General features: G+C 70.0%; 21 protein-coding genes and 2 pseudogenes. 13 read left to right on the forward strand and 10 right to left on the reverse strand.

Annotated features, from left to right (window positions below):
* Nucleotides 1-44: 44 nt before the first annotated feature.
* Nucleotides 45-167 (reverse strand): annotated as a pseudogene (locus R4Z63_RS02330) (IS5/IS1182 family transposase); the annotation flags it as partial.
* A gap of 369 nt (nt 168-536) precedes the next feature.
* Between R4Z63_RS02330 and R4Z63_RS02335 the strand changes: the two are divergent.
* The 5 genes and pseudogenes from R4Z63_RS02335 (at nt 537) to R4Z63_RS02355 (ending at nt 6,860) form a co-directional block, all read left to right on the forward strand.
* Nucleotides 537-1,382, forward strand: coding sequence for a TnsA-like heteromeric transposase endonuclease subunit (locus R4Z63_RS02335; protein ID WP_384444791.1), 846 nt, complete (start codon nt 537-539; stop codon nt 1,380-1,382).
* On the forward strand, nt 1,379-3,718 hold the full coding sequence (locus R4Z63_RS02340; RefSeq protein WP_384444793.1) for a transposase: 2,340 nt from the start codon (nt 1,379-1,381) through the stop codon (nt 3,716-3,718). The genes R4Z63_RS02335 and R4Z63_RS02340 overlap by 4 nt, the downstream gene beginning before the upstream one ends.
* Nucleotides 3,715-4,968, forward strand: a complete 1,254-nt coding sequence (locus tag R4Z63_RS02345) for an AAA family ATPase (RefSeq protein ID WP_384444795.1) — start codon at nt 3,715-3,717, stop codon at nt 4,966-4,968. Before R4Z63_RS02340 ends, R4Z63_RS02345 begins: the two co-directional genes overlap by 4 nt.
* A 5-nt stretch (nt 4,969-4,973) precedes the next feature.
* A pseudogene (locus R4Z63_RS02350) lies at nt 4,974-5,429 on the forward strand (TniQ family protein); the annotation flags it as partial.
* Nucleotides 5,430-5,630: 201 nt separating this feature from the next.
* Entirely contained in the window at nt 5,631-6,860 is a 1,230-nt protein-coding gene (locus R4Z63_RS02355; protein WP_384445022.1) for a hypothetical protein, read from the forward strand.
* A gap of 40 nt (nt 6,861-6,900) precedes the next feature.
* On the opposite strand, the gene R4Z63_RS02360 is transcribed toward R4Z63_RS02355, so the two are convergent.
* Nucleotides 6,901-7,470: a hypothetical protein gene (locus tag R4Z63_RS02360; protein WP_384444797.1), complete on the reverse strand. Its 570-nt coding sequence runs from the start codon at nt 7,468-7,470 to the stop codon at nt 6,901-6,903.
* 635 nt (nt 7,471-8,105) lie between these two features.
* Here R4Z63_RS02360 and R4Z63_RS02365 point away from each other — a divergent pair.
* The 5 genes from R4Z63_RS02365 to R4Z63_RS02385 all read left to right on the forward strand — a co-directional run bounded on the left by R4Z63_RS02365 (nt 8,106) and on the right by R4Z63_RS02385 (nt 13,183).
* Complete coding sequence (locus tag R4Z63_RS02365; protein ID WP_384444799.1) at nt 8,106-8,369, forward strand: helix-turn-helix transcriptional regulator; 264 nt, start codon at nt 8,106-8,108, stop codon at nt 8,367-8,369.
* 180 nt (nt 8,370-8,549) lie between these two features.
* Complete coding sequence (locus tag R4Z63_RS02370; protein WP_384444801.1) at nt 8,550-9,401, forward strand: DUF6083 domain-containing protein; 852 nt, start codon at nt 8,550-8,552, stop codon at nt 9,399-9,401.
* A gap of 114 nt (nt 9,402-9,515) precedes the next feature.
* Nucleotides 9,516-10,988: a UvrD-helicase domain-containing protein gene (locus R4Z63_RS02375; RefSeq protein WP_384444803.1), complete on the forward strand. Its 1,473-nt coding sequence runs from the start codon at nt 9,516-9,518 to the stop codon at nt 10,986-10,988.
* 270 nt (nt 10,989-11,258) lie between these two features.
* The gene (locus R4Z63_RS02380; protein WP_384444805.1) at nt 11,259-11,702 is read left to right on the forward strand and encodes a TniQ family protein; all 444 of its coding nucleotides are present in this window, start codon (nt 11,259-11,261) and stop codon (nt 11,700-11,702) included.
* On the forward strand, nt 11,699-13,183 hold the full coding sequence (locus R4Z63_RS02385; RefSeq protein WP_384444807.1) for a hypothetical protein: 1,485 nt from the start codon (nt 11,699-11,701) through the stop codon (nt 13,181-13,183). Before R4Z63_RS02380 ends, R4Z63_RS02385 begins: the two co-directional genes overlap by 4 nt.
* A gap of 277 nt (nt 13,184-13,460) precedes the next feature.
* Here the strand turns inward: R4Z63_RS02385 and R4Z63_RS02390 are convergent, their stop codons facing one another.
* A complete protein-coding gene (locus tag R4Z63_RS02390) occupies nt 13,461-14,651 on the reverse strand; it encodes an acyl-CoA dehydrogenase family protein (RefSeq protein ID WP_037921932.1) in 1,191 nt (396 codons plus the stop codon).
* Nucleotides 14,652-14,801: 150 nt separating this feature from the next.
* Here R4Z63_RS02390 and R4Z63_RS02395 point away from each other — a divergent pair, with 150 nt between their 5' ends.
* Nucleotides 14,802-15,356 carry a DinB family protein gene (locus tag R4Z63_RS02395; protein WP_384444810.1) on the forward strand — a complete coding sequence of 185 codons (555 nt, stop codon included), beginning with the start codon at nt 14,802-14,804 and terminating at the stop codon, nt 15,354-15,356.
* A gap of 33 nt (nt 15,357-15,389) precedes the next feature.
* Here the strand turns inward: R4Z63_RS02395 and R4Z63_RS02400 are convergent, their stop codons facing one another.
* From R4Z63_RS02400 to R4Z63_RS02410, 3 genes are read right to left on the reverse strand one after another with little or no spacing between them, the layout of a single operon-like run.
* Nucleotides 15,390-15,953, reverse strand: coding sequence for a hypothetical protein (locus R4Z63_RS02400; protein WP_384444812.1), 564 nt, complete (start codon nt 15,951-15,953; stop codon nt 15,390-15,392).
* Between the two features lie 19 nt (nt 15,954-15,972).
* Nucleotides 15,973-16,809, reverse strand: a complete 837-nt coding sequence (locus R4Z63_RS02405) for a class II fructose-bisphosphate aldolase (protein WP_384444814.1) — start codon at nt 16,807-16,809, stop codon at nt 15,973-15,975.
* Nucleotides 16,806-17,708: an SIS domain-containing protein gene (locus R4Z63_RS02410; RefSeq protein ID WP_037921924.1), complete on the reverse strand. Its 903-nt coding sequence runs from the start codon at nt 17,706-17,708 to the stop codon at nt 16,806-16,808. The genes R4Z63_RS02405 and R4Z63_RS02410 overlap by 4 nt, the downstream gene beginning before the upstream one ends.
* 157 nt (nt 17,709-17,865) lie before the next feature.
* On the opposite strand from R4Z63_RS02410, the gene R4Z63_RS02415 reads away from it, so the two are divergent.
* Nucleotides 17,866-18,645 carry a DeoR/GlpR family DNA-binding transcription regulator gene (locus R4Z63_RS02415; RefSeq protein WP_037921921.1) on the forward strand — a complete coding sequence of 260 codons (780 nt, stop codon included), beginning with the start codon at nt 17,866-17,868 and terminating at the stop codon, nt 18,643-18,645.
* Nucleotides 18,646-18,729: 84 nt separating this feature from the next.
* On the opposite strand, the gene R4Z63_RS02420 is transcribed toward R4Z63_RS02415, so the two are convergent.
* From R4Z63_RS02420 to tdh, 3 genes are all read right to left on the reverse strand, one after another.
* Nucleotides 18,730-19,644 (reverse strand): LysR family transcriptional regulator, encoded by a 915-nt coding sequence (locus tag R4Z63_RS02420; protein ID WP_037921917.1) that lies wholly within the window; start codon nt 19,642-19,644, stop codon nt 18,730-18,732.
* Between the two features lie 30 nt (nt 19,645-19,674).
* On the reverse strand, nt 19,675-20,892 hold the full coding sequence (locus tag R4Z63_RS02425; RefSeq protein WP_037921914.1) for a glycine C-acetyltransferase: 1,218 nt from the start codon (nt 20,890-20,892) through the stop codon (nt 19,675-19,677).
* Between the two features lie 121 nt (nt 20,893-21,013).
* On the reverse strand, nt 21,014-22,042 hold the full coding sequence (gene tdh, locus R4Z63_RS02430; protein ID WP_037921911.1) for an L-threonine 3-dehydrogenase: 1,029 nt from the start codon (nt 22,040-22,042) through the stop codon (nt 21,014-21,016).
* 201 nt (nt 22,043-22,243) lie between these two features.
* Here tdh and R4Z63_RS02435 point away from each other — a divergent pair, with 201 nt between their 5' ends.
* Nucleotides 22,244-23,152 carry an alpha/beta hydrolase fold domain-containing protein gene (locus tag R4Z63_RS02435; protein WP_384444817.1) on the forward strand — a complete coding sequence of 303 codons (909 nt, stop codon included), beginning with the start codon at nt 22,244-22,246 and terminating at the stop codon, nt 23,150-23,152.
* Nucleotides 23,153-23,205: 53 nt separating this feature from the next.
* On the opposite strand, the gene R4Z63_RS02440 is transcribed toward R4Z63_RS02435, so the two are convergent.
* A complete protein-coding gene (locus tag R4Z63_RS02440) occupies nt 23,206-23,943 on the reverse strand; it encodes a class I SAM-dependent methyltransferase (RefSeq protein WP_037921906.1) in 738 nt (245 codons plus the stop codon).
* Nucleotides 23,944-24,107 lie beyond the last annotated feature (164 nt).

Genomic DNA, 24,107 nt, shown 5'->3' on the forward strand with positions numbered 1-24,107 from the left:
CCGGCGAGGACGGCTGCGTGCCGGTCAATGAGCCTTTTACAACCTCACGTTGATGCGAGATGAAGGACGAGGACGGCCTTCACGACGTCGGTGATTCGGTTGGTGCTACAGCGGAGCTTCCGCAGGATGCGCCACCCCTTGAGGGTGGCCATGGCCTGCTGCCCAAGATCCGCACAGCACAGCAACACGATCGGGAGACAGCCCTAGACGGAACACCAAGCGAAGGAGCAATTTCGGCTGGGATTCTCCGGGGAATGGATCCAGAAAACACGGCAAGGGGCTCCTTACCGCCACCCCCTCCCGCTTCACCTTGCTGCCAACGGCCACTTCCCCGTGGGGGTGCTCCACCAGCGGTCGTGCAGGCCGCGGTGGTGTCGTCGATGCGGAATCACTCGTGCGTGTGAAGGGCGCTGATCGGCTCGAGCGGTGGGCGCCGCTCACCGTAGCGTCATGGTTGGTCTTCGCGGCCGTGCTCGATCTGCTGAGGAGCGCTCGACGTGCATATGAGGGATTCCGAGCCGAGTTCCATCCGCCGGGTGCCGGAAGAGTCACAGAGGGATACCTGGTCCGACTCCTGTCGCCTGGAGGATCTGGCATTCCTGCATCGGGGATTCACCGAGTACGCGTACCAGCTGGACCTGGACGAACGGTGGGCCGCGCGCTGGACGACGAGGTGGAAGTTCGGGCGGGGCGCTGCCGCCACGTACTCGGTGCGAGACCTCAATGAGGTGGATGTTTCACGCACGGTGCCGGTGCGTCGGTTCACTTGGCGGACCGACCAGTACCACCGGCCGGGGCTCGAGTACATGGTGTCGACGCGTAGGCATCACGGTTTTGAGAGCTTCGAGGAGGAGTGTCTCCTCCTGGTCGCCGACTTCGCGGCCGGGCTGCGTGAGGCGCTCTCGCAGCCGTTCCGGCTTCGTTTCTACGCGGGCGGCAAGCGGGTGGATCACACCCCGGACTACCTGCTGCTCACCGACTGCGGTCCGTTCGTGATCGATGTGCGGCCGGCTGGTCGGATTCGCCCCGAGGACGCGCTGAAGTTCGCCGCGACGTTCGAGGCCGCGCTGGCCGCCGGATGGCGCTACGGCGTGGTGACCGGCTGGCGTCGGCACGTGTGGGAGGCGGTGGACGCGTTCTCCGCCGAGCGCCGGCCGTTGGCCAATGTGCTCGACATACAGGGCCAGCTGTGTGCGGCTGCCTCCCAAGGACCTCTTCCGTTGCGGGACTTGGTCGAGCGGTGCCCCATTCCCGCAGTGGCCAGGGCCCATGCCCTGCACTTGCTGTGGCGCAGAGACCTCGGTGCGGACCTCTCCGTACCGTACGGGGACGCGAGCCTGATCCGGCTCGCACCCGCAGAGCTTCGCGGGGCGCGGTCGTGAGTAATGGGACGGCATCGACATGGGTACTGGAGCCTGGCACCGAGCTGATCATCGATGGTGAGGTGTGGCGGGTCGAAACGTGCCTGCCGCATCTGGGCCGCGTGACACTGATCGGCGACGAGGGCGCGCCGTGGAAGGTGCAGCTGAGCGAGCTGATCCACCGCCCCGGTTGCCGGCCGTCCTCCCGGACCCGCAAGGATCTCCCGGCTGCCAGCCGGGGCCGCCAGCCGAAGTCGATGGCAGACCTCCTGCCGGTTCAGCAAGAACACGTGATGCGGCGGTTGGAGCACATCCAGGAGGTCGAGACCGGCTACCGCAGTGGTGATCCGGACGCCGTGCTGCCGCACGAGCCTCTCCCGCAGTACGACCCGGAGACCACGACGCTGACGCAGCGCCGCAAGGCGAAGGAGGCCGAGCTGCGCAGGGCGAGGGCCACGGATCCTGCGCTGGCGAAGTCGCTGGCCCTGCACAAGGTGAGCGCGCGGACGCTGGTGCGCTGGGACGTAGCACGGCGCAGGCTCGGGCCGATCGGCCTCGCGGACGACCGGTGGCTGCGGGAGGCGACCGGGCACCGGATCACCACGGAGGTGCGCGAGGCTCTGTTCGCCGTACGTGATGAGAGCCTGCGGCGGGCGAAGCTGACGGCGCGGGACCGCGAGCGCCTCATCCACCAGTACGTACGGGAGGTTTTCGGCGAGCAGACCAAGGTTCCCAGCTACGACGTGCTACGCCAGGTGTGGCGGGACTGGTTCGGCTCCAGCGGCGGCCGACAACGCTACGCACGCTCGGCGGCCATGGCGCAGAAGCACGCGACGGGTCGGCATGTGGTGGTGCACAGACCCGGGCAGGTGGTGGCCCTGGACACCACCGTGCTGCCCGTGAAGGTACTGGAGGACGTGTTCGGCGATCCCGTCTCCGTACATTTCACGCTGGCACTCGACGTGTACACGCATTCGATCGTGGCGTTCCGACTCAGCCTGATCTCCGACTCCTCGATCGACGTGGCGATGGTGCTGCGGGACATGACAATGCCGCTGCCCATGCGCCCGGACTGGGGCGAGGACATGCAGTGGGCCTACCCGGGCATCCCAGGCACGGTGGTGGCAGACTTCGCCGGACACGAGGTGGCCGGGTTGCCGTTCTTCGCCCCGGAGACGGTCACCACCGACCACGGCTCCGTCTACCGCAACCACCACCTGGTCGAGGTCCAGCGGGTCCTCGGCACGAACATCAAACCGAGCCGGGTGCTGCGCCCCACCGACAAGAAGGCTGTGGAGCGCGCGTTCGGCGCCATCCGTTCGCTGCTGTTCGCTCTCCTGCTCGGCTACCAGGGCGTGGACACTGCCGACCGCGGCGTCGACCCCGAGGCTGACGCCTGCCTGACTGTGGCGGAGATGGAACACATCATCGCCACCTGGATCGTGAGGATCTGGCAGAACCGTCGCTTCGACTCCTACGCGCCGAGCTGGGACCCAGGCGGCGACCACAGCCCGAACAGCCTGTTCGCCGCCTCCATGATGCAAGGCGGCTTCGCTTTGCGGATCCCCTCGCCCGAGCTGTACTACCAGCTCCTGCCCAGCCACCAGGTCATGATCCACGGCAAGCGCGGCGTGAAGATCAAGAACCTTTGGTACGACGGCGAGGCCCTGGACGCGTACCGCGGGGAGCTCTCCCGGCGCGGCGGCAAAGCCAAGAACCGCTACATCATCCGCCGGGACCCGCGCGATCCGTGTTTCGTATTCTTCCAGGATCCGCTGACGCACGACTGGCACACCTTGCGCTGGGTGGGTCTGCCCGAGGAAGGACAGTTCCCCGCTTTCAGCGATGCCCGCGTCCGTGAGGCGATGCGTGAACTGCGCAAGCGCGGGCTGGCGCCGAAGTCGGACAAGGAGCTCCTGCCGGTCCTCCTCGAGGTGATCGGCGGGAAGATCCCCATCGAGCAGTGGCCGACTCGACTGACTAAGAAGCAGCGCGCCGAGCACGCCCGCGAAGTGACGCAGGCCGCGGCAGCCGCGGCCGACCGCCCCACCGACACCACCGCGGTCCAGCCGACGCCCGCCGCCGTGCCCGCGGCGCGCACGGGCTCGGACGATGGCAAGGTCGTCCCGCTGCGCTGGCGTGAGCGCGCCGAGCAAAGTCAGGACGCGGTCACCAACGAGCGTCGCCGACGCCGTGAAATCGCCGTCCCCGAACGCCCGACCCCGCCACCACAGGACCTGTCCGAGCGGCTGCGCGCCACCAGCCTGCTGGCGCTGCCCGACGACGACTTCGACGACGACACAGACGAGACCAGTGCGGCGGCAGCGGCCGCAGCCGAGGAAGAGGTCAGCCAGTGAATCCTCCGTACGACGGTCCCTCCTTCCTCCCTGGCCCGCCCATCGACCGCACGACTTGGGAGGGCTGGCGGCGCTGGTGCGCGACCCGCAATGTCTTCGTCCCCGCGCCCGTGCTGACGGCGGCTGAGTTCGCCCTCAAGTCAAAGCGCCAGCAGCGCCTTTACAACCTGCACCGGCTCGCCACCCACAGCAGTCTGCCCATCGACGTGACTCCGATGAGCGAGGGCGTCGCCGACGCTGTGCTGGCCCGCGTCGAGGACGGCGCGTTCAGCCACAAGGCCTGCACACGCGGCGGCATCATGGTCAACGGCGACGGCGCCCAGGGCAAGACCGAGACGGTGTGCGAGGCATTGGCCGTCTTCGAAGAGACGTGGATGGCCCTGAACAACTACATGAACCCGGACGCCATGCCTGGCACCCGCGACCTGGTCGCCCCCGTCGCCTACGTACGCTGCCCGGTCAAGGCCACCCCGATCTCCACCTGCCAGCGCATCCTCGACTTCTACGGCGAGGACTACAAGGGCATGCGTCTGGAGGATCTGGTACGCACCGTCAAGACGGCCATCGTCGAGCACGCCACCAGGGCGCTCGTCATCGACGACATCACCCGCCTCAAGCTCCATCGGGAAGCCGACCAGGACGTCCTCGACCTGATCCGCGAAATGATGAGCATGCCCGTCACGCTCATTCTCGTCGGCGTCGGCATCCCCACCTCCGGTCTGCTGCGCGAGGGCCGTCGCGACCCGAAGACCCTGGAATGGATCTACCAACCGATCAAGGACCGCGGCCGCAGCCCGAACGATCACGCCGCCGGCCAGCACGAGCGGCGCTTCCAGATCGTGGACCTCGACCCGTTCCGCTACACGGACGGACCGGAGATGGCCGCCTGGCTGGATCATCTTTCCCGCTTGGAGAGGCACCTGCGGTTGCTGAACGACACCGAGGGGATGCTGACCGGAGGCGACATGCCCGAGTACCTGTTCAACCGCACCGGCGGCGTGGTCGGCGTGCTGGAGAAGCTCATCCAGCACGGCTGCCGGCGGGCCATCGAGGACAAGAGCGAGCGGCTGACGAAGGAGCTGTTCAACCAGTTCACCGTCACCCCCGGCGACATGCCCGACCTGGACGCGGAGTCCGGCGAGCAGCCCAAGATCCCGCCGCACAAGCCCACCGATGGGAAGAAGAAGCCGAAGGGCCGCAACACCGTCTTCGATGATGACGGACCCGCCGCGGCCGGCGAGGCGGGCTGACGGAGGTGGCAGCCCGGCCGCTGGCCCGCGCTCTCAGTCCGCTCCACGAGGAATCGCTACCCGGCCTGCTCCTGCGGCTGGCGTACCGCATGGAGCGATCGCCAGCCAGGGTTGCACGTCTGTGCGGGCTCGTTCATCGTCAAAATCGGCTCCCAGGCGAGTACCTACTCGCGCTGCCCGCCGCGCGGGTCGGGCCGTTTGCCACGGCCACCCGCTTGAACGTGGAGGAGGCCAACGCCCTGACTCTTTCGTCCCTTGCCGCCGTCTATCCACCCCTGACGTCGGTTCGGATGGACGGCAGCCGCAATACCACGGCCGCGCGGAAGTCGTGGGCTGCCAGCGTTTCCAGTCGATACTGCGCCGCCTGTCTTTCCGGTGACGGAAGTCCCGTCCAGAATCTCTATGGCGGTCCCTGGAAACTGCGATGGCATCTTCCTGTCTCGTACGCCTGCGTCGCGCACCGCACCCTGCTCCGCCATACGTGCCCGAGTTGTCGGGGTACACCCAATCGGCCGACGAATACAGAGCGCCAAGGGCTGATCACGCACCGCACCACGAGCGGGTTGCACCCGGCTCAATGCCGGCGCCTTGTACCTGATGTTCACGGCACTCGGGCCGCTCCCTGCGCTGCCCGCCTGGACCACAATCACCGGGCCGAGCTCATGCCCGAGGTCGATCTGTCCCTGCTGCTTGCCCTGCAGCGCCGCATTGATCAGCGTCTGATGCTTGGTCGATCCGACGATGATGCAGGCCAGCCCACCCCGGATCCCTACTTCTTTCCCGATCTCATCGTCGCTGCACATCTCATCCGGCTCAGTTGGCCGGATGGTGCGCGATACGCGTCCTCAACGTCGATGGCCGACCTGATCGACCGCCACGTCACCTCGACTGTCGCTCGCCGCCGCACTCCTGAGCCCGACGGACGCACGCCCATCGCTTGGGATGCCCCCGAGGACCCAGCCGAGTGCGCGGCGGTGCTCGTGGCCGCCGACAGCCTCCTCCGTCACGAGGAGCGCGATGACGCCGGGATGACCGATCATGTCCGGCCGCTCGCTGCCTCCGCGTTCAGCCGTCATCCAGCCAGCATCGGCGCCTCTTTGCGACGCATGGACGTCTCCTCCTCGATGGCACGTTCCCTGCTGTGCCACGACCAGGGGTTCTACCGGGCCGGCGGCCATCGGCACGCGCGACAGAGCTTGCCCTCACGCGAGAGCCGCTTCCGGATCGAGAATGTGCCAGCTCTCCTGCCGCAGGAGTGGCTCTCCGCTCACTTCGGCGACCTGTTGTCACTCTGGGTGCACCTCACCGATTGGAAGGTGCGGCACCTGCGGCGCGTTTCTGCACTCAAGCTCGCGGAGATGAGCGGCGGCGGCACCTGGCCTGATTGCGCGAAGGCCCTCGGCATCCCGTGGAACGCTGCACAGCAGTCCCTCAAAGTCATCAGGCAGGAGTTGAATTCACGGGACCTGTGGCCGGACTTTGAACGGTGCGTCGAAAGTGTGGCCAGCCAATTGGACTGGCGCACGGATCGTGTTCACTACAGGCGCCGCCGGGAGCTTCTTTCCTCCTGGCAGGTTCCGACTGATGACTGGGCCGAACTGTGCCGCGGCCTCGAGCAGTTCCGCCAGGGGACCACCTCTCCCACCCGTAATACCGCGACCGTGCTGATCTGGGCCCAGGTCACCCAGGGCGATCACCTTCACAGCCCCGTACTCGGCACACTGAGGGATTCAGGCTGCAGCACCCAGCGCCTGGTCGCGTCGATCAACCAGCTCCGAACCCCAGCCAACTGCAAGGGTGGCAAACGCGAGCTCCTGCACCGTCTCGAAACGTACTCTGACCTCCTTTCTGCCGCCTGCGACCGGCAGGCTGCCGCACTGCACTTCACCTGACCCGACTCGCAATCTCCCCTCCTGATGAACGCGCTGGCGGTCAGCCAACGGCGCCACCCCAGCCAGGGCCCGCTCCCGAAGCCCAGCAGATCTCATCGGTTGCCGTGTCGAGCCTCCAGCGGCCGATCGCTCCCGCCGTGGCGAGCCGGTCGAGCAGCGTAGCCGCGGCCACGGAGGAGAGACCTGCCGTACGGGTCAGGTGAGCGACTTCGATGCTGCCCCGGCCCTGATCATCGGTATGCGCGGCAACCTGCAGTGCCACCAGGCGAGCGACGGCTCGTTGCCGCCGGACCGTCGCACGACAGGTCTGGCGCAGGGCCCAGTCGGCCGCCTGGGCACGAGATCCACGGCCGGGAACCTGTGTGAGCACGGCGGGGTCGAGAAGGTCGAAACGGCGGGCACCCTGCGCCGAAGGAACGGGGCGCAACCAGGCGGCCTGTTCCAACTCCTCCCAGATGACAGGAAGATGCCCCAGCCGCATGCTTCTCGCGATGCCGCCCGAGAGCAGAACGCGCCCGCCGGAGTCGGCACGGAGGGCGCATTGCACCGCAGCCAAGCGGGCTGCGGCGCTCGTGCACGCCGGAAGGGCAGCGGCCAGGTACGCGAGCATCTCCCGCACCCGGGTGGCCGACGACGGCCCGGGGGGCGGCGCGGCCGCTTGCGCTCCCGCTCCGCCGCGGCCAGCACGTTCCCCGGGTACGGCCACCGCTGTGACGGCTTCGGGGACCACGGCCGCGCGAGGCGTCGCGTGCGCGCAGGCGGTGCAGGAGTCAGCCAGCCGCCAGTTGCGCCCAGTCGTGTCGCGCGACAGCACCAGCCTGATGGGGCCGGCGCAGCCGCGGTGCCGGGGATGCCAGCGGCACTCCCGCTGTCGGCACTGACAGGTGCGCAGGTGCCCGGCGAGCGCATCACCACGCGCATGTGCAGCGAGATGCCGCAGGGCGGCGGACTGAGCCGCGGCCGCCTGCTCCGGGGCGGTCCGGGGCCCGCAGCGCGGGCACATGAGCCGCGGACCACCCACACCCGACCGCAACTCCACGGTCCACACCCGAGGGACCACAGCGTGCAGGGAGAGCCTCATCGCTCCCGTACTCCTCTTGTCCAGGGCTCGGCCTTGCAAGGCACGGGGGAACTGGGGCGCAGCACGAGATCGACTCGGCGCCCCGGCGAACATCACCCCTTCCCTAGCAAATAGTGCAGAACTCTGCACTGACGGGGCAGGGGTCTGCACCATCGGATGGTGGGGTGACGATCTTCCCTCCCGACCCCAACCTCGACGCCCTGCGCATCCAGCTCGCGCGGATGAGGGATGAGCGCGGGTGGACTTTCGACGAGCTGGCCCATCGCAGCGGCCTCGCGCGGCGCACCCTCATCGACCTCGAGCATGGCCGCACCACTGGAAAGATCACCACGTGGCATGCCCTGGCTCACGCCTTCGGCCTCCCGATCGACCAGATGCTGGAGCCACTCTGCGACGGGCACGAACCGCCTCACGCCGAAGAGTCGTGATCGACTCCCTCGCACGAGGCAGCCCGCCCCAGGCCCCTCCCGTGATTCACCCGAACGGCGATCCGGTCTCGAACGTCCGCACCTCGCTTCGTACGCCTGTCGCAATCGATAGGGCCATCCGCATGACCTACGGTGGCCGCTGCGCTGGATCACGGCGCGCCACCTGGCACGTTGCTCGCCATGCAACCGCACCACTTCGCCCGCCGCTGGGACGGCAGCCGCGTCACCAAGCCCCCTCGCCGCCGCCTGTGCGTCGATACCTCCAGCCCCAGCCGCCTCCTGCGTCGGGGACAGAGCAGTGAGTGCCAGGAATGCGGCAACCTCGTCGACTGGCATCCGCGCGCCAATCACCGACCGATCGGCCTGCATCCCCACGAGCTGCCCATCCGTCCCGTCCCCATCGCCTGCCGCTGGTATCTGAGCGGCGGCGTCGCCTACCGCGGCGCCGACGCCCCGTGGTGTCGTGTCCCGCACGCCACTGTCTGCCCCCGACGCACTCCGGACATCGGCCTCACCCCTGCTCTGACGGAATTGCGTCGCCGCCTGGGAGTGCTCACCCGCCGACGGATCGACGCGGGGCTCTTCACCCCGCAGCCCCCTGTCACATGCCCGACGTCGAAGCAGTCGGCCGAGCGCTTGGTCCTGCCGATCGTGGAGATCCTCTACATCCGCTACCTCGCCGAGCGGCCCCTCGATGCGCTGCGGTGCGTGTCCCAGACCCGCCGGGGCCACCGCTGCCCCCACCCGGTCCTGGATCCGGCCGCCCCGAGCGGCTCCTGGACCTTGACCACCGTCTTGTCGGACAAGGGGCGCCTCGCCCTGCCCTCGGAGCACTTGGTCCTGTACAGCCTGAACCGTGCACCGTACGCGGAGCAGCTGCGATGGCGAGCGCAGCGCTGCCCCGCCCATATGGCTACGAGCACCGCCCCCGACCTCGCTCTGGCCGGATGGCGGGTCTTCGACCCTCTCCTCCACCATGCCCACATCCACACGCACCTGCCTGGGTCAGTGCCCGCCTCACCGGAGACCTGAAGCCTCATCGACCACTCCGCCCTTTGACGCGGCCGCCGTCGACTGCTCCTCCCCTCCTGTTGCATCGCCGGCCGACCGACGCACCATGCCCGCCCCAGTACAAGGACACCCTTCTTGAACCCCACTGACGAGCAAGCCGCTGCCGCCGACGCTTTCCACGCCGGCGACCACCTGGCGCTGCAAGCCGGCGCTGGCACCGGCAAGACCACCACGCTCGCGCTGCTCGCCCGCTCCACCCAGCGTCGCGGGCGCTACCTCGCCTTCAACCGCGCCATCGCCGACGACGCCCGCGCCCGCTTCCCCGCGACCATCACCTGCAAAACCGCCCACGCTCTCGCCTACGCCGCCGTTGGCCACCGCTATACACGCCGCCTGAACTCCCCACGCCGGCCCGCCTGGCGAACCGGGTGCGACCTCGGCCTGTCCGACTCCCTCCGCATCGGCGACCGCGACATCTCGCAACGCACCCTGTCCAACGCCGCCCTGCGCACCGTCACTCGCTTCTGCCACACCGCCGAGTACACCATCGGTCACCACCATGTACCCCAGCTCCGCGGCCTGGACGACCCCGACCACCATGCCGAACTCTCAGAATTCCTCGTCCCGTTCGCCCGCAAGGCGTGGCGGGATCTTCAGTACGTTGACGAAGGCGTCGTCCGCTTCGACCATGACCACTACCTCAAGATCTGGGCCCTCACCCAGCCACGGATCGAGGCCGACTTCCTCCTCCTCGACGAGGCACAGGACACGAACCCTGTCGTCGAGCAGGTGTTCCTGGCACAACGCGATCACGCTCAGCTGGTCATGGTCGGCGACTCCGCCCAGGCCATCTACCACTGGCGCGGCGCCAGGGACGTCATGACCGGCTTCGACGGCACCCGCCTCACCCTCACCCAGTCCTTCCGCTTCGGCCCCCGCCTGGCCACCGAAGCCAACCGGTGGCTCACGCTCGCCGACGCTCCCCTGCGCCTGACCGGCACCGACACCATCACCACCGAGCTCGGCCCCGTCATCCGCCCGGACGCGGTGCTGTGCCGCACGAATGTCGGCGCCATGGCCCAGGTGATGCAGCTGATGTCAGCCGGCCTCCGCGTGGCCCTAGTGGGAGGTGGCCAGGGGCTTCAGGCCCTGGCCACGGCTGCGCGCGACCTCAAGCAGGGCCGCCGATCCCACCACCCCGAACTCCTGCTCTTCACCACGTGGCACGACCTGCAGGAATACGCCGCGTACGACCCCAATGGCCGCGATCTGCAACCCTTCGTCGATCTCGTGGACACCCACGGCCCCGACGCCATTCTGGCAGCCGTCGCCCGCCTCGTACCCGAGGAAGCCGCACAGGTTGCGGTGTCGACCGCGCACAAGGCCAAGGGGAGGGAATGGGCCTCGGTGAGGATCGCCGACGACTTCGAACCCCCGACCGACGACGAACCCGACCACAACCACACCCAGTCGGCCCCACCCTCGATCGACGAGAGCGAGGCCCGCCTGGCATACGTCGCCGTGACCCGAGCGCGGCAACGCCTCGACCTCGGCGGGCTGTCGTGGGTCACCCGCCAGACAAACCAGACGACTCAGGGGAAGGACTGACTACAGTCCGGCGTCGGGACCTCCCCGGCCGTCGGGTAGACAAGCGCCCTGAAGGCCCCCAGAACGAGCGAATTCAGGGCATTGCGATCACGCTCGCCCCCGCCCCGCACTACGCTCCTTGAAGACACACACCATCAGCACCAAGGTTGTCATCGTGACAGACGTACCCGACCGGCATCGCGAACTCGCCCGCAGCCTCGCACCTTTACCGGAGGAGTCCCTGCCCGGCTTCCTCTTGCGCCTCTCGTACCGGCTGGAGTGTTCCCCTCTGTGACCTTCCGCCCCTTGGCGCGAAGCCTGACCCCGTTGCAGGAGGAATCCCTGCCTGGCTTCCTCCTGCGGCTCTCCAGCCGACTCGAGATCCCGCCCAGTCGGCTCGCAGTCCGATGCAGCCTTGCGGAACACTCAGTACATAACACCCGCATTCCAACCCGGCTCCTGCAGGAGCTCCCAGGCCCTACGGCACAGCGCTTTGCCCAGGCCACAAGGCTCGACCTCGCCGAGGTCAACGCGCTGACTCTGAGACGGTTCAAGTCTCGCTATCCGCCCCTGCGAACCGCATATCGAACCCCGCACCGTACGACTACGATGCTCAGTGCCCACTGGGCCATGGAGTTCTCACCGCGCTACTGCCCCCATGCCTGGGCGGGAACGGGAGCGCGATCCAACAGGCAGGGGGCGGCCCGTGGAAGCTCCAGTGGTATCTGCCCGTGACCTTCATCTGTCCCCAGCACCACCGACTGCTCGAATCGGTTTGCCCAAGCTGCCGACGGCAGCTCAATACCTCCAGCTCGGGACGCTTCAACCTGATCACCAGTCCGGGCACGCAAATGCATTCACTGCAATGCCGCAATCGCGCCCAGGACGCGACCTCCAAGGCTCGAGAAGACGGCCGCTGCGGTGCCCGCCTAGAACATGCCTCGGAGCCGCCGACCGGACCAATCGCTTCCGATCTCGGCCAACTGCTCGCTCTCCAGCAGCGCATCGACCAACGTCTCTTCGGTGACCACCAAGATCCGGACGGCACCTCGTACTTCGATGACATGGTTTTGGCCGCACACCTGATCACTCTCAGCTGGCCAGCAGCTGCAGACCTCATCCCCTCCGGCTACCTGCAGACACGCTTCGACGAGCATGCTGCACCAATCGCCGAACTGATCCAAGCCGGCCAAGCCACGGGCCTACCCTCCCGGCGCACCGGCGCCCGTGCAGCCCCTGAGGACACCACGCAACGAGCAGCGCTACTGCTGGCAGCCGACACGTTGCTCGGCGACCAGGACCAGACATCTCTCCGCCAAGGGGTTCGGCCGTTGGTCCAAACCGTCCGGTCCCGTGCCCCGATGTACTACGGCCAGATCGCCCGGTCGCTCGACATCTCTCCTCGCTTCGCGCAGGCCCTGGCGACGAAGAGTTACAGCACCCACGGGCACCGCAGCCTGCGGACACCATCCCGGAAGCACCGGTACTCGGTTGAGGAGGTCCCCGCCTACCTGCCGAAACTCTGGTTCGACACGTACTTCGACGGCTTCCTCGACCACATGCCAAAAGATCAACAGCCCAGAGAGCGCGCGCTGCGCCGAGCCATCTCTCTCCAACTGGCAAAACTCGCCACCGGACTCGCCTGGCATCGTTGCGCCGAGGCTCTCGGCCTGACTCCGAAGATGGCTGGCAAGCTCCTCTCCAGCCTTGCCAAGCGCTTCGAACCCGTAAAGCTGTGGCCGGAGTTCGACCGCCGAGTCGACCAGATCGCAGACCACCTCGATGTCTCCGACGAACTGATCAACTACGCGAGCCGCCGCCGGGGCCTGGCCGAGTGGCGCATGCCGAGTGGAGAGTGGCACCTCCTGACCAGCGGGATCCCTCGCCTCCGCAGGCTTCACGAGCAGGGTGACCCTGACATCGGAACCGCTCTCGCGTGGGCCGGCGCCACTCAGGGCGAGCCATTGCACAGCCCTGTCATCCGCAAAGCCGAGCTCGAAATCAGGGACATCACCTTCCTCAGCAAAGAAGTCTCCGTTCTCCAACGGGACGACATGCGCGGCGCCCGGCTCCGACTCCGTAGGCGCCTTGATGCCTACGCGGCACAGTTGGCGCGTGCCTGCGACCATGAGACCGACCTCAAGATCAATATCGACGACATCCTCTCCGCCGCAGACCTCAACGTGAAGACTCCCAGTCCGCGTGCCGAGCGATAGATCATCAACAAATTCACTAGCAGCCACGTCTGGACCGCTGCGCAACCCAGCCTGGGACTGCCTGCGACCAAAATCTGACCCTCTGCGGTTCCGTACACGCGATCAGCAAGCAGGAACCGCGACGCACGGTACGCCCGAACCTCATCAATTCACAGAACGTAGCAGGTCAGGCACCTCGGGCAGCCGGCTCGTCAAACTACTGCTCGCTTGGCCAACAATTTCAGCTGGCGCCAACTATCCCGCTTTTGTGCCAACTAAAAAGCCTCGTCACAGGGCTTCAGCGCCGGACGCGGGGCATGCCCAGGCCGATCCACGAGATGATCTCGCGCTGGATCTCGTTGTTGCCGCCGCCGAAGGTGAAGATGACCGCGCTGCGGTAGCCGCGTTCGAGCTCGCCGTGGAGGACGGCGCCGGCCGAACCGTCCTTGAGGGGGCCGGCGGCGCCGACGACCTCCATCAGCCAGGCGTACGCGTCACGGCGGGCCTCCGAGCCGTACACCTTGACCGCGGAGGCGTCCTGCGGGGTGAGGGTGCCGGCCTCGACCGCGTTCACCATCTGCCAGTTGAGCAGCTTCATCGCGTCGAGGCGGGCGTGGGTGCGGGCGAGCCGCCCGCGGACCCAGGACAGGTCGATGACCCGGCGGCCGTCGGCGAGCTTCGCCGACGCGGCCCAGCGCTGGACGTCGTGCAGGGCCCTGATGGCCATGGTGCCGTGTGCGGCCAGGGTGACGCGCTCGTGGTTGAGCTGGTTGGTGATCAGGCGCCAGCCCTTGTTCTCCCGGCCGACGCGGCGGGAGGCGGGGACGCGGATGTCCTCGTAGTAGCTGGCCGTGGTGTCGTGGGACGCGAGGGTGTTGATGAGGGTGCAGGAGTAGCCGGGGTCCGAGGTCGGGACGAGCAGCATGGTGATGCCCTGGTGCGCGGGGGCGTCCGGATCGGTGCGGACGGCGAGCCAGACCCAGTCGGCGGTGTCGCCGTTGGTGGTCCAGATCTTCTGCCCGTTGACGACGTAGGTGCCGGTCTCCTCGTCGCCCTCGCGCACGGCCTTGCACCTGAGCGCTGCGAGGTCGGTGCCGGCATCGGGCTCGCTGTAGCCGATGGCGAAGTCGATCTCCCCGGCGAGGATCCCGGGGAGGAAGTAGGCCTTCTGCTCGTCCGTGCCGAACTGCATGAGGGTGGGACCGACCGTGTTGAGAGCCATCAGGGGAAGCGGTACGACGGCCTGGGCGGCCTCGTCGAAGAAGATGAACTGGTCCATCGGGGTCATCCCGCGGCCCCCGTACTCCTTCGGCCAGCCGACACCCAGCCAGCCGTCGGCACCGAGCCTGCGGATGGTGTCCCGGTAGAACCGCTTCTGGGCAGCCGGATCCTCGTAGCGGGCGTAGACGTCCTCGGGGACCAGCTCGGCGAAGTAGGCGCGCAGCTCTGTGCGCAACTGCTGCTGCTCAGGCGTGTATTCGAGGTGCACGGCCCCTCCGGGAATCTCGCGGTCCAGCCGGTTCGCCGTGATGGCGTGATGGCCTGATGGCGTGTGGCGGCGGTCAGATTAGAACCTGTTGCAAGAATTCGGAAGGACCCGCGTACCGGCCGTCCGGCTCCGGCGGCCATACGCTCGACCATGACGGCGCCACGCAGCAGAGCGGAATTCTTCGTCGACCCCGAGCGCGACCACCGCTTCGCAAGCCCCGCGACCGGCGAGGAACGGCCCATGCCGGCGGCCTTCCTGGCGGACCATCGGACGACCCTGGAGTTGAAGTGCGCCGGCCTGGACGATGAGTTGGCTCGGCGTTCGGCGGAACCGTCCACCCTGTCCTTGCTGGGACTGGTCCGGCACATGGCCGATGTGGAGCGCCGCTGGTTCCGGAAGGTCCTGGCCGGTCAGGACGCCCCGCCCCGCTTCTCCTCACCCGACGACCCGGACGGTGACTTCGACGGCGCCCTGGCCGACGACCCCGCCGCGGTCGAGGAGGCCTGGGAGGTCTGGCGCCGCGAAGTGGCCTTCGCGGAACGCTTCGTCGCCGAGGCGCCCCACCTCGACGTCGAGGCCGACGACGCGTGGCGGGGCCGGGTGTCCCTGCGCTGGGTCCTGATCCACATGGTCGAGGAGTACGCCCGGCACAACGGCCACGCGGACCTGCTGCGCGAGCGGATCGACGGGGCCGTGGGGCTCTGACCCCCAGCCGTCCGCCCGTCGGGGTTCGGGCGCTCAGGTGCGGAGGTACAGGAGATCGAAGCGGACGAGGTCCAGGCCCGCGTCGAAGAGGTACTCCCCCGACGGACTCCCCTCCGCCTCCGCACGGTTGGCGTATGCGTCGAACCGCGGGCTGTGCTGCCAGGCCGCACCGGCCGGCGCGTACGGGACCAGCTCGGCGGGCAGCGCGGACGGCGTGGCCGCGGGCGAGAAGGCGTACTCCGCCCTGCCCGTGATCGCCGCCGCCCCGCCGGCCGCCAGGCGGGCGACGCCGACCAGGCGGATCCGCGAGTCGGGGCCCGGGACGGTCCGGCTCTCGGCCGAACCGGGCTCCTCGTCGATGTCGTAGCCGAGCCAGTGCGCATCGCCCAGCGTCCCCACGGAGGGGCCGAAGCGCGCGTTCAGGGGTTCCAGGTCGGTGCGCACCTGGAACCCGGGCCGGGCCGGCCCGGGCCGCATCACGTAGGCCGTACCCGCGCCCACGGCCAGCAGCGCGACTCCGCCGATCAGCAGGAAGCGTCTGCGGCTGGTGCGTCCCCGCTGCGCCGGCCGTCCCGGCCGACCCCGCTGTTCGTCCACGACGGCCCTCCGGTTCCCCTCAGTTCAGGGCGCCGATCATAGCCGCGGCCGTCGCCGCCATCGCCGCGCGGGCCGCCGTCAGGTACGGCCGGGGATCCGCCGGGGTCAGATGGGTGCGGATGGCTTCGGTCATGGCCAGGTTCAGCGCGGTGCCGATGTTGACCTTGCGGATGCCGCCTGCGACGGCCGCCGCCAGCTCGGAGTCCGGCAGTCCGGACGAGCCGTGCAAGACGAGCGGTACGTCCACCGCCTTGGCCAGCCTGGCCAGCAGGGCGTGGTCGAGAGCCGCGGTCCGGCTGGTCATCGCATGGCTGCTGCCGATGGCGACGGCCAGTGCGTCGACCCCGGAGTCGGCCACGAACCGCCGCGCCTCGTCGGGATCGGTACGGGCACCGGGTGCGTGCGGGTCCAGCGGCGCGGCGCCGTTCTTGCCGCCGACCTCGCCCAGTTCGGCCTCGATCCAGAGCCCGTTGGCGTGCGCCCAGTCGGCCGCCGAGCGGGTGGCCTCCAGGTTCTCGGCGTACGGGAGCTGCGCCGCGTCGTACATCACCGAGCTGTATCCCGCGTCGCAGGCCTGCCGCAGCAGCTCGGGGCTCTTGACGTGGTCGAGGTGCAGGCCGACCGGGACCGCGGCGGCCTCCGCGCAGGCGATGGCGGCCTTGGAGATCGGCAGCAGCCGCCCGTCGCGGAACTTCACCGCGTTCTCGCTGAGTTGCAGGATGACTGGCAGTCCGGCCGCTTCGGCGCCGGCGACGACCGCTTCGGCGTGCTCCAGCGTGATGATGTTGAAGGCGGCGACGGCACGGCCCGCGCCGGCCGCGTCCCGGACGAGCTCGCCCGCGCAGACGAGGGTCATCGGACCGCCTCCTCGCCGGTGCCGAGGATCACCGAGCGCGTCAGGTTGCGCGGCGCGTCGGGATCCAGCCCGCGCCGGAGGGCCACGGCGAGGGCGAGGCGGTGCACGCGGACCAACTCGGCGAGCGGGTCCAGCCGCCCGGCCACCCACTGGCCGCCGGTCCCGCGCACCTGCTCGGCGAGGCCCTCGGGTGCCTCGTCGAGCGACCAGGTGGCGGTGCCGGGCCCGGAGATGCTGACCGGCCCGTGCCGGTACTCCATCGCCGGGTACGACTCGGCCCAGGCGAGCGCGGCCTCGCGCATCTTCAGGGCCGCCTCGTGTGCGAGTCCGACGCTCCACCCGCGGCCGAGAAAGGTGAACTGCCCCCGGTCGTCGAGCTCCGCGGGAAGCGGTTCGCCGAGGGCGGTGCGGGCGTCGGCGACGGCCTGCGGACGGTGCAGCCCGAGGTGGGCGCGCAGCAGCGTGAGGGCGGTGGTCGCGAACCGGGTCTGCACGACGGACCGTTCGTCGGCGAAGTCGAGGACGACGAGCTCGTCCGCGAGCGTCATCACCGGGGTCGCGGGATCGCCGATGACGGCGGTCGTGGGCACGCCCGTGTCGCGCAGTGCGGCCAGCAGCTCCAGCACCTCGGTGGTGGTGCCGGAGCGGGTGAGCGCGACGACCCGGTCGTAGCGGCGGTGACGCGGGAACTCCGAGGCGGGGAAGGCATCGGTCTCCCCCTGGCCCGACTCTTCGCGCAACACGGCGGCCGACTGGGCCATGTAGTACGAGGTGCCGCATCCGATGATCGCGGTACGCTCCCCCGGCTGCGGCAGCACCGCCCGCCGGGCCGGGGCCAGTTCGGCGGCCCGTGCCCAGCACGTCGGCTGCGTGCCCAACTCGTGCGCGATGTGACTCATACAGGCTCCCTCGTGCGAAAGGTGGGTCTGAATGCGTTTTCCTGCAAGATATCGGGCAGTTTCGCGCAACTTCAAGCAAACACGGGGTGTTCGACTGGGTTAGTGTCGCCAGGTGGCCCGTCGGGGGCCACGGGACGAGCGCGGAAGGGGGCGACCGATGACCCGCAAGGAGCGCTGGCAGGCGCTGCTGGACCTGTTGGTGGAACGGGGCGAGCTGGAGGTGGACCCGGCCGCCGAGGCCCTCGGGGTGTCCGCGGCGACCATCCGCCGAGACCTCGACCAGCTCGCCGAGCAGCAACTGCTGGTCCGCACCCGTGGCGGGGCCGTGCTGCACGGGGTCAGCTACGAACTCCCCCTGCGCTACCGGACGTCACGGCGCGCTGCCGAGAAGAGCCGGATCAGCGAGGCCGTGGCGGCGCTGGTCGCCCCGGGCGAGGTGATCGGCCTGACGGGCGGCACCACGACCACGGAGGTGGCGCGCGCCCTGGCCGGACGGCCGGACCTGGCCCAGGGCTCGCCTGCGCTCACCGTGGTGACCAACGCCCTCAACATCGCGGGCGAACTGGTGATCCGGCCGCAGTTCAAGATCGTACTGACGGGTGGCGTCGCACGCCCGCAGTCGTACGAGCTGACGGGGCCGCTCGCCGAAGAGGTGCTCGGGCAGCTCTCGGTGGACACCGCGGTACTCGGCGTGGACGGCTTCGACCCACGGGACGGTGCGGCCACCCGGCACGAGGACGAGGCCTCGATCAACCGCCTCCTGTGCGAGCGCGCCCGCCGGGTGGTCGTGGCTGCGGACTCCAGCAAACTGGGCGTCCGCGCCTTTGCCCGCATCTGCCCGACCTCGGCGGTGGACGTCCTGGTGACGGACACCGGCCTCGCCCCACCACTGGCCCGGGCCTTCACCGCGGAGGGCGTCGAGGTGGTCACGGTGTGAACGGCGGTCGTGGGCGGGACGGGAGGTAGGGCGGGAGGTAGGGGCGGGATCCGGGGGTAAACCGCCTCCGAAGCCTGCGCCCCCTCAGTGGGCCGGCAGGCGTTCCGACTCGCGGACCAGGGCTGCCAGGACCGGGGCGATCAACGGGTGGGTCTCGGCCCCGCGGCGGGTGGCTGCGAACACCCGGCGGGTGGCGGCCGGCCCGCTGACCGGGCGGACCTGGACCTCCTTGAGGTCCATGCCCCGCAGTGCCGAGCGCGGTACGAGAGCCACCCCGGCCCCGGCGCCGACGAGCGCGGTCACCGCCCGGAAGTCGTCGGAAGAGTGCGCGAACCTCGGCTGGAAGCCGGCCAGTTCGCAGGCGAGCAGGGTCACGTCATGGCACGGGTTGCCGGGGTACTGGCCCACCCAGTCCGAGTCGGACAGGTCCGCGAGCGACACCGTCGGCAGGTCGGCCAGCGGATGTCCCGAGGGGAGGACCGCGTCGAAGGGCTCCGCGTACAGCGGGAGGACGGAGAGCCGGCCGTCGTCGGCACCCGGCGCGCCCCGGTATTCCACCGCGAGGGCCAGGTCCGCCTCGCCGTCCAGGAGCAGCGGCAGGCTCTGGTCGCCCTCCGCGTCGCGCACCCGCAGCCTGATCCCCGGCCGCTCCAGGGCGAGCCGGGCGATCGCCGGGGCGAGTACCTCCGCGATGCCCGTGGCGAAGGCGGCCACGGTGACCTCGCCGGCCGCACCGCCCGCGTAGGCCGCGAGTTCGGCCTCCGCCCGCTCCAGCTGCGCCAGCACCTCGTGGGCGTGGCCGAGCAGGATCTCCCCCGCTGCGGTCAGCCGGACGCCCCGCCCGCTGCGGGTGAGCAGCGCGTGGCCCGTTTCCTGTTCCAGCGCCGCGAGCTGCTGGGAGACGGCGGAGGGGGTGAGGTACAGGGCTGCGGCCGCGGCGGTCACCGTACGGTGGTCCGCCACGGCCCGCAGGATGCGCAGCCGGCGGGGGTCGATCACCCCACCATTGTCTCAGGATGCTGAGGTCACTCAGGCCCCGGTGGTCCCCAGCGCCGCACGGGCGTCGACGAAGGCGGCCACCGCGCGCTCGACGTCGGCCGTGGAGTGGGCCGCCGACAGCTGGACGCGGATGCGCGCCGCGCCCATCGGCACCACCGGGTAGGAGAAGCCGATCACGTAGACCCCCCGTTCCAGGAGCAGCTCGGCCATACGGCCGGCCTCCGCCGCGTCGCCGATCATCACGGGGGCGATGGCGTGGTCGCCCGGCAGGATCTCGAAGCCGGCCTCGGTCATCCTGGCGCGGAAGAGCGCGGTGTTCGCGGCGAGGCGCTCGCGCAGGTCGCCGGCCGACTCCAGCAGGTCGAGGACCTTGAGGGAGGCCGCCGCGATGACCGGGGCGAGGGAGTTGGAGAAGAGGTACGGGCGCGAGCGCTGGCGCAGCAGCTCGACGATCTCCGCGCGCGCGGCGACGTAGCCGCCGGAGGCGCCGCCGAGGGCCTTGCCCAGGGTGCCGGTGATGATGTCGACGCGGTCCATGACGCCGTGCAGCTCGGGAGTGCCGCGGCCGCCGGGGCCGACGAAGCCGACCGCGTGGGAGTCGTCGACCATCACCATGGCTTCGTAGCGCTCGGCGAGGTCGCAGATCTCCTGGAGCGGGGCGACGTAGCCGTCCATGGAGAAGACGCCGTCGGTGACGATCAGCTTGCGGCGGGCGCCGCCCTCGGCGGCCTCCTTCAGGCGGGCCTCGAGCTCGGCCATGTCGCGGTTGGCGTAGCGGAACCGGCGGGCCTTGGAGAGGCGGATGCCGTCGATGATGGAGGCGTGGTTGAGGGCGTCGGAGATCACCGCGTCCTCGGCGCCCAGGAGGGTCTCGAAGACGCCGCCGTTGGCGTCGAAGCAGGAGGAGTAGAGGATCGTGTCCTCCTGGCCGAGGAAGGCCGAGAGGCGGGCCTCGAGCTCCTTGTGGACCTCCTGGGTGCCGCAGATGAAGCGCACGGAGGCCATGCCGTAGCCCCAGCGGTCCAGTGCGTCCTTCGCCGCGGCGACGACCTCGGGGTGGTCGGCAAGCCCCAGGTAGTTGTTGGCGCAGAAGTTGAGCACCTCGCCGGCAGCGCCCCCGGCGCCGCCCGAGGTGACGGCGACGGCCGCGCTCTGGGGGGTGCCGATGACGCGCTCGGGCTTGTGCAGACCGGCGGAGCGGATCTCGTCGAGGGTGGTGCGGAGGTCGTCGCGTACGGTCTCGAACATGCTGCGTTCTCCTTGTGCGGCGCGGAGGGGGGGCCGGGCCCCGCGGAGGGGGGAGGGTGTGCGGGGCCCGGCCGGGGGGAGAGGGTTCGTGGGGGAAGAGGGCGGTCGGGGCAGGACGCCCCTACGCCGTCCAGTCCAGGATGATCTTGCCGCTGCGGGCGGTCGACGCCTCGTCGAAGGCTGCCTCGAAGTCCCGGTGGGAGTAGCGGCCGGTGATGACGGGGCTGAGGTCGAGCCCGCCCTCCAGGAGCACCGTCATCGCGTACCAGGTCTCGAACATCTCCCGGCCGTAGATGCCCTTGATCGTGATCATCGAGGTGACGACCTTCGCCCAGTCGACGGGGAACTCCGTCGCGGGCAGGCCCAGCATGGCGATCCGGCCGCCGTGGGTCATGTTGTCGATCATGTCGCGCATCGCTTCGGCACGTCCGGACATCTCCAGGCCGATGTCGAAGCCCTCGCGCAGGCCGAGCTGCGACTGGGCCTCGGCGATCGAGGACTCGGCGACGTTCACGGCGAGCGTGGCGCCCGCCTTGCGGGCGATCTCCAGCCGCTCGGGGCTGACGTCGGTGATGACGACGTTGCGGGCTCCGGCGTGCCGGGCGACGGCGGCCGCCATGATGCCGATCGGGCCTGCCCCGGTGATCAGCACGTCCTCGCCGACGAGCGGGAAGGACAGCGCCGTGTGCACGGCGTTGCCGAAGGGGTCGAAGATCGCGGCGACGTCCAGGTCCACGGCCGTGCGGTGCACCCACACGTTCTGCGCGGGCAGAACCACGTACTCGGCGAAGGCGCCGTCGCGGCCCACGCCGAGGCCGATCGTGCTGCGGCACAGGTGGCGACGGCCGGCGAGACAGTTGCGGCACTTGCCGCACACCAAGTGGCCCTCGCCGCTGACGAGCGCGCCGAGCTCGATGTCCTGTACGTCCGCGCCGACCGCCGCGACCTCGCCGACGAACTCGTGGCCGAGGACGAGCGGGGTCTTGACCGCGCCCTGCGCCCAGCCGTCCCAGGAGCGGATGTGCAGGTCGGTTCCGCAGATGCCGGTGCGCAGCACCTTGATCAGCACGTCGCCGGGGCCGTACTCGGGCTCCGGGACGTCCATGAGCCACAAGCCGGGTTCGGCCTTGTGCTTGACGAGTGCCTTCATGGGTGGCTCCAGGCATGCGGAAGGGAGCGCCGCGAGCGTGCGGGGCTCGAACGGCGTCGGTGACGGGCACCAATCTGCCGATCTCCGTGGTGATCGGTCCATCGAGAGTTTCTTAAGCGGGCCGACAGCGCAGCTTCACGAGCGTGTCTTCACGCCTATGCTCCTCCCTTGACGGGGCAGGGAAAAGGGGAGGTGAGGGGCGTGCCGAGTCTGCGCAGCAGGGCACTTTCGGTGGCGCTGGCGGCGGTGGGGCGGCGAAGACGGTTCGCGAGTGCCGAGGCGGTGCGCGACCGGGTGGCGGCTGCCGCCCGCAGGCCCGCGTCGCATCTGCCGCCGCGGCGGCTGGGCCGGGTCGCTGACATCTCTCGTACGTTCGTCGGTGCCTGGCCGGTGTACGACGTGTCCCCGCTGGGGGCCGAGCCTTCGGCGCAGGTGCTGTACCTGCACGGCGGCTGCTACGTGGGCGAGCTGGAGCGCCCGCACTGGGAGCTGGTGCGGACCCTGGTGACGCGGGCCCGGGCGCGCGTCGTCGTGCCCGCGTACATCCTGGCGCCGCGCGGGACCGCGGACCGGACCGTCCCGGTCGCCACCGACCTGCTGAGCGGGCTGATCGCGGGCGGCGGCGACGGGGGGACGGTGCTGATCGGCGACTCGGCCGGGGCCGGGATGGCGCTGGCGGCGGCGCAGCGGCTGCGCGACCGCGACGGCGAGCAGCCTTCGCGGATCGTGCTGGTCTCGCCCTGGCTGGACGTGACGATGAGCCATCCGGACCAGCCGGCGATCGAGGAGGCCGACCCGCTGCTGGCCCGTGCGGGGCTGCTGGAGGCCGGGCGGCTGTACGCGGGGACCCTGGACGCCGAGGATCCCCTGGTGAGCCCGCTGTACGGGACGTTCTCGGGGCTGGCTCCGCTGACCGTGTTCAGCGGCACCCGCGACGTGCTCTCGACGGACAGCCGGGAGCTGGTGCGCCGGGCCCGCGCGGAGGGCGCCGAGGTGGAGTTCCACGAGGCGGAGGGAATGCCGCACGCGTACCCGCTGCTGGCGCTGGCCCAGGGGCGGGCGGCACGCGACCGGATCGTCGAGCTGGTCAGGTCCGCGGCGAGCGGGTGACGCCGGAGGCCGGACGGCGCGGGCCCGGCCCCCGGCAGGACGCCCGGGGCCGGTTACGCCGTACAGGTCATCAGCGAGCTGATGGGCCAGGCACGGTACGCCGTCCAGTAGGCCTCGTCGCGTACGCGGTCGGCGGGCGGGGTTCGGTTGGGCTGCCAGCCGACGGTGACGAAGCCCGCCTCCACCGCCGCTTCGGCGAGGTCGCAGTGGGCCCATTCGCGGAACTCGAAGGGCACCGGCGGCTCGGTCAGGAAGTGGGCCTTCAGCAGCGGTGCGTCGCCGTCCCGGACCCGGTCGAGGATGCGGACGCCATACGGTGACCAGTCCACTCTCGGGAACGCCCCGGCGTTGGGCACGATGGCGAGCAGTCGGCCGCCGGCGCGCAGGTTGGCGCGGACGGACCGGAACATCGCGTGGAGGGTGCGGCGGTCGGGTGCGTAGCTGAAGACGTACGCGGCGGTGGCGAGGTCGAAGGGGCCGAGGTCGGGCAGGCCCGCGGCGTCGGCGACGAGGTACTCGACGTCGGGGCGGCCCTTCGTCGCCTCGTGCTCGCGGGCCAGCCTGATCATCTCCTCGGAGACGTCCACGCCGACGGTCCGCCGGGCGCCGCCACGGGCCAGCAGGCGGGTGTTGTAGCCGTATCCGCACGCCAGGTCGAGGGCGTCGAGGCCGCGCAGTCCGCCGAGCGCGTCGAGGGCCCCGTGCAGGGTGTAGGTGTCGGCCGCGGAGAAGGCCGCCGTGCTCGCGGACTCCGCGTAGCGCTCGCCGATGGTGTCGTACTGGAACCGCATGCTCTGCCTTCCGGGGGCCTGCCGGGGGTGGGCCCCGTGCGTATCGTGCCCCGCGGTGCGCCCGGGCGGGCGGCCCGCACACCCGTACGCCCCCGTACGTCCCCCGGACGAGGGAAGCGGTCGGCCCATCGCGGCGGCGGTCCCGGCGGCCGGCGGGACCGGGC

Source organism: Streptomyces sp. PL-29 (assembly GCF_058344425.1).

What these genes read in the sequence shown, in the direction of transcription:
- R4Z63_RS02440 (WP_037921906.1), bottom strand. Translation starts at nt 23,943, where the DNA reads ATGCGGTTCCAGTACGACACCATCGGCGAGCGCTACGCGGAGTCCGCG.
- R4Z63_RS02395 (WP_384444810.1), top strand. Translation starts at nt 14,802, where the DNA reads ATGACGGCGCCACGCAGCAGAGCGGAATTCTTCGTCGACCCCGAGCGC.
- R4Z63_RS02355 (WP_384445022.1), top strand. Translation starts at nt 5,631, where the DNA reads ATGCCCGAGGTCGATCTGTCCCTGCTGCTTGCCCTGCAGCGCCGCATT.
- R4Z63_RS02410 (WP_037921924.1), bottom strand. Translation starts at nt 17,708, where the DNA reads ATGAGTCACATCGCGCACGAGTTGGGCACGCAGCCGACGTGCTGGGCA.
- R4Z63_RS02360 (WP_384444797.1), bottom strand. Translation starts at nt 7,470, where the DNA reads ATGCTCGCGTACCTGGCCGCTGCCCTTCCGGCGTGCACGAGCGCCGCA.
- R4Z63_RS02415 (WP_037921921.1), top strand. Translation starts at nt 17,866, where the DNA reads ATGACCCGCAAGGAGCGCTGGCAGGCGCTGCTGGACCTGTTGGTGGAA.
- tdh (WP_037921911.1), bottom strand. Translation starts at nt 22,042, where the DNA reads ATGAAGGCACTCGTCAAGCACAAGGCCGAACCCGGCTTGTGGCTCATG.
- R4Z63_RS02425 (WP_037921914.1), bottom strand. Translation starts at nt 20,892, where the DNA reads ATGTTCGAGACCGTACGCGACGACCTCCGCACCACCCTCGACGAGATC.
- R4Z63_RS02370 (WP_384444801.1), top strand. Translation starts at nt 8,550, where the DNA reads ATGCAACCGCACCACTTCGCCCGCCGCTGGGACGGCAGCCGCGTCACC.
- R4Z63_RS02405 (WP_384444814.1), bottom strand. Translation starts at nt 16,809, where the DNA reads ATGACCCTCGTCTGCGCGGGCGAGCTCGTCCGGGACGCGGCCGGCGCG.